Source organism: Mesorhizobium sp. M7A.F.Ca.CA.002.04.1.1 (genome assembly GCF_004022805.1).
GTDB lineage: Bacteria > Pseudomonadota > Alphaproteobacteria > Rhizobiales > Rhizobiaceae > Mesorhizobium > Mesorhizobium ciceri.
In genome coordinates this window covers 1-4,610 of record NZ_RZPL01000467.1, presented here as the reverse complement: position 1 = coordinate 4,610, position 4,610 = coordinate 1, and the positions used below count along the sequence as shown (strand labels likewise).

General features: G+C 66.6%; 3 protein-coding genes. All 3 read left to right on the top strand.

The annotated features are described in order from the left end of the window. Positions 1 to 210: 210 nt before the first annotated feature. Complete coding sequence (locus ENZ75_RS21840; protein ID WP_063169464.1) at positions 211 to 1,638, top strand: RsmB/NOP family class I SAM-dependent RNA methyltransferase; 1,428 nt, start codon at positions 211 to 213, stop codon at positions 1,636 to 1,638. A 147-nt stretch (positions 1,639 to 1,785) separates the two neighbouring features. Beyond that, positions 1,786 to 3,510 (top strand): heparinase II/III family protein, encoded by a 1,725-nt coding sequence (locus tag ENZ75_RS21835; protein WP_013529012.1) that lies wholly within the window; start codon positions 1,786 to 1,788, stop codon positions 3,508 to 3,510. A gap of 86 nt (positions 3,511 to 3,596) precedes the next feature. Continuing rightward, the coding region (gene purH, locus ENZ75_RS21830; protein WP_128278308.1) for a bifunctional phosphoribosylaminoimidazolecarboxamide formyltransferase/IMP cyclohydrolase at positions 3,597 to 4,610 on the top strand (1,014 nt) is incomplete at its 3' end.

Here is a 4,610-nt window from a genome sequence, read left to right as displayed (position 1 = left end):
GGACAGCCTGTTCTCCCCCCCCCCCGCCACTGAGAACCGCATTGCAGCCTTGCAGGCGATGGCGCGCGACATGGCCGGCAGCGAAACCCGGGCTGCACCGCGCCAGGCCCCAACGCCACGCCAGGCGGACGAACTGCGGCCATCCGGCCCGTGGGATCAGACAGCACGGCCCGAGCAGCCGGCGGAGCCCGCCAAGCCCAAATCCAACCCATGGGGTCGCAATCCGACCGGGCCCAGGGGCCGGTGGTCGTGAGCGTGGCGGACAGAGGACCTCGACGCACGGTTTCAGGTGATCAGGAACACAGGGACGGCGGCGACTTCGTCGCCGGTCTCGCCGCGCGCAAGGCAGCGGCCCGCCTGCTGGCCGCCGTCATCGATGCCAGGACACCGCTTGACGGGCTGACCGATCACGAGAACGGCCACCCGCAATACAAGGCGCTCGATTTGCGCGATCGCGGCCTTGTCCGCGCCATTCTGGTCACCGCGCTGCGCTATCGCATGACCATATCGGGGCTCTTGGCGCGGCGCCTGGAAAAGCCGCTGCCGCCCAATGCCACGGCGCTGTCGCACATATTGCATGTGGCGGCCGCACAGATCCTGTTCCTCGATATTCCCGACAGCGCCGCCGTCGACATTGCGGTGACCCATGCCAAGTCCGATCCGCGCACGGTGCGGTTCTCCGGCCTCGTCAATGGCGTGCTGCGCACACTGGCACGGGCCAAGGAAACGGAATTGCCTGCCGCCCTTGCCGCCACCGACGAGGCGCCCGAATGGTTTTCCGACAGGCTGAAGACTACCTACGGCAACGAAAAGGCCAGACAGATCCTCGAAGCGCACCGCGTTGAGGCGCCGGTCGACTTCTCGGTCAAGGCCGATCCCGGACTCTGGGCCGAAAAACTCGGCGGCATCGTCCTGCCGACCGGCACGGTGCGGGTCGAGAATCTTGTCGGTCCTGTCACCGAATTGCCTGGCTTTGCCGAGGGCGCCTGGTGGGTCCAGGACGCCGCGGCCAGCCTGCCCGCCCGACTGTTCGGCGATGTCACGGGATTGCGGGTTGCCGATCTCTGCGCCGCGCCCGGCGGCAAGACCGCGCAGCTGATCGTTGCCGGCGCGAAGGTCACCGCCGTCGACACGTCAAAAAACCGGCTTGCGCGGCTGACGCAGAATCTCGAGCGCCTCGGCCTGTCCGCCGAGATCGTCCAGGCCGACCTGCTCAAATTCGAGCCGAAGGAATTGTTCGACGCCGTTCTCCTCGACGCGCCCTGCTCGTCGACCGGCACGGTGCGGCGGCACCCCGACGTGCCATGGACCAAGACTTCTGCCGATGTCGAAAAACTGGCCGACCTGCAGCGCAGGCTGCTCGCCCGCACTGTGACGCTGGTGAAGCCCGGCGGCAGGATCGTCTTTTCCAACTGTTCGCTCGATCCGCTCGAAGGCGAGGATCTCTGTCGCGCCTTTCTCGCCGGCACGCCTGAAATCACCAATGATCCGCTGCTGCAAGGCGAGATCGCCGGCATCGCTCCATTCCTGACGCCGCAAGGCACGCTGCGCACCACGCCCGCCGACCTGGACCTCGGCGCGCCGGAACGCTCAGGCCTCGACGGCTTCTTCGCCGCTCGCATGCGGCGAGCCGGCTAGGGCTTGAACTGCCGGATTTGCTGCCTTTTTTAGGCAGGACCGGGGGCAGAAGCAGGTGAACCGGCCCGGGCTCGTGGAATTCGCCTTCGCACGAATCGTGCAATCATGTAGACTCGGCGCCGGGGTAGAGGACGATCAGGAGGGGTTTTGGCACTGGCTGCCAGCAGCACGACGCGTCTGTGGACGCTTGTCGCGAAGGAGTTCTGGCGCAAAACGCGCCGGCGCCTGCGCGCCGGGCCTGTCTATCGCTGGCGCTATTCCGGCCGCACGCCGGAACGTGTGCTGATCGCACCGCCGGACCTGCGCCTCGCCGACCCGCAGATCGCACTCGAGATCTATTACGGCCGCTATCCCCTGTCGGGGCATCTGGTCGAGACCGGCGGCAAGTCGCCTTTCCAGATCAACGTGCCCAATCACGGGTGGCAGAAGACGCTGCACGGCTTTCGCTGGCTGCGCCATATGCGCGCCGCCGGCACGGAGCTTGCCGCTGCCAATGCCCGCGCCCTGGTCTCCGATTGGATCACCATGCATGGCAGCCATATTTCCGGCATCGCCTGGGAGCCCGGCACGACGGCCAAGCGCATCATCGCCTGGTTGCAGCACTCCTCGGTCGTATTGCAGGGCGCCGAGTTCCCTTTCTACCGCGCCTTCCTGAAGTCGGTTGCCATGCAGATCCGCTATCTCAGGTCGATGGCGCGCGAAATGCCCGACGGCAAGGACAGGCTGCGGGCCCGCATCGCGCTCGCCTTCGCTGCCTTGTCCCTGCCGGCGCCGGCATCGGCGCTGCGTGGCGCGACCCGCAACCTTGCCGAGGAACTCGACCGCCAGATCCTCGCCGATGGCGGGCACATTTCGCGCAATCCGATGGTCGTCCTGGAAATCCTCGCCGACCTTCTGCCGCTGCGCCAGACCTATGCCAACCAGGCGGAAACGCCGCCGCAGGCGCTGATCGGCGCCATCGACCGCATGCTGCCGGCGCTGCGCTTCTTCCGCCATCAGGATGGCAGCCTCGCCCGCTTCAACGGCATGGGCGCCACCATCCACGACCGCATCGCCACCATCCTGCGCCACGACGACACCGCTGGCGCGCCGCTGCTGCATGCGCCGCATTCCGGCTATGAGCGCCTGTCTATGGGCGGCACCACGGTCATCGCCGACACCGGCCCGCCGCCGCCGGTCGACGTGTCCAATGCCGCACATGCCAGCTGCCTTGCCTTCGAACTGTCGTCCGGGCGCCAGCACTACATCGTCAATGCCGGCATCGACACCTACGGCGCGGCTGAATTCCGGCCGCTGGCGCGCGCCACCGCCGCGCACTCGACCGCCACCATCAACGACACCTCGTCGGCGCGCTTCAGCCACTCGTTGCGCGTCAACGACCTGCTCGGTTCGCCGTTGATCGGCGGCCCGCAGCATGTGCAGTGCAAGCGCACCGATCAGAAAGGCGTTCAGGGTTTCATCGCCCGCCATGACGGCTATGTCGCGCGCTTTGGTTTCCTGCATGAGCGCGAGCTGAAGCTGTCGTCGAACGGCAATGTGCTGGCCGGCCGGGACCGCTTCCAGCGCCCCGGCAGTGCCGCGATCCGCAACAATGGCCGCGACTTCGTCACCGTCCGCTTCCACGTTCATCCCGATGTCAACCTTTTGCAGGACGAGCATGACCGCCTGGTGCTGGCCGCCGATCAGGCCGACACCTGGGTGTTCACATCGGCCGAAGTGGTGCCGGAGGTCGAGGAATCGATCTATTTCGCCGGTCTTGGCGGCCCGCGCCGCAGCCGCCAGATCGTGCTTGCCTTCAAGGCCTCGGAAATCGCCGAAGTCCACTGGCAGCTGACCCGCACCAGCATCGCCGGTTATCCGGAAAACAACTGACCTACCTGACCGCCGGTTTGATTTCCGGGCGGCATGTGCTACGGGCGCGGGCATCCACCACACCAGTCGTGAAAGGCCGCCAGCCCATGGCCGTCGCCGCCAAGAACATTCCCGCACCAGACCTGGTTCCCGTGCGCCGCGCCCTGCTCTCCGTTTTCGACAAAACCGGCCTCATCGATTTCGCCAAGGCGCTGGCAGCCGCAGGCGTCGAGCTGGTCTCGACCGGCGGCACGGCAAAGGCGATCTCTGACGCGGGCCTTCCGGTGCGCGACGTCTCCGAGCTCACCGGCTTTCCCGAGATCATGGATGGCCGCGTCAAGACCTTGCATCCCGGCGTGCATGGCGCGCTGCTTGGCGTGCGCGACGATCCGGAGCATTCAGCGGCAATGCGCAAATACGGCATCGAGCCGATCGATCTCGTCGTCTCCAATCTCTATCCGTTCGAGGAGGTCCGCCGCTCCGGCGCCGACTACGCATCGATCGTCGAGAACATCGACATTGGCGGCCCGGCCATGATCCGCGCCTCGGCCAAGAACCACGCCTATGTCGCCATCGTCACCGATCCCGGCGACTATGCCTCGGTGCTGAACGCGCTGGAGATGAACATCGGCTCGCTGTCGCTGGATTTCCGCAAGAAGCTGGCCGCCAAGGCCTTCGCCCGCACCGCCAGCTATGACGCGGCGATCTCCGGCTGGTTCGCCGAAGCGCTCGAGATCGAACACCCGACGTGGCGTGCCTTTGGCGGCAGGCTGGTCGAGGTGATGCGCTATGGCGAGAACCCGCATCAGAGCGCCGGCTTCTATATCGATGGCGACAAGCGGCCGGGCGTCGCCACGGCGCGTCAGTTGCAGGGCAAGCAGCTGTCCTACAACAACATCAACGACACCGACGCCGCCTTCGAGCTGGTCGGCGAGTTCGATCCGGCGCGTTCCGCCGCCGTCGCCATCATCAAGCACGCCAACCCGTGCGGCGTTGCCGAAGGCACCTCGCTGAAAGCCGCCTACGCCAAGGCGCTCGCCTGCGACCCGGTTTCGGCCTTCGGCGGCATCGTCGCGGTCAACCGCACCCTCGACGCCGAGGCGGCGGAAGAGATCGTAAAA

Bases quoted from the DNA above. Each gene is read 5' to 3' on its own strand.
- ENZ75_RS21840 (WP_063169464.1), top strand. From the start codon at position 211: ATGGGGTCGCAATCCGACCGGGCCCAGGGGCCGGTGGTCGTGAGCGTG.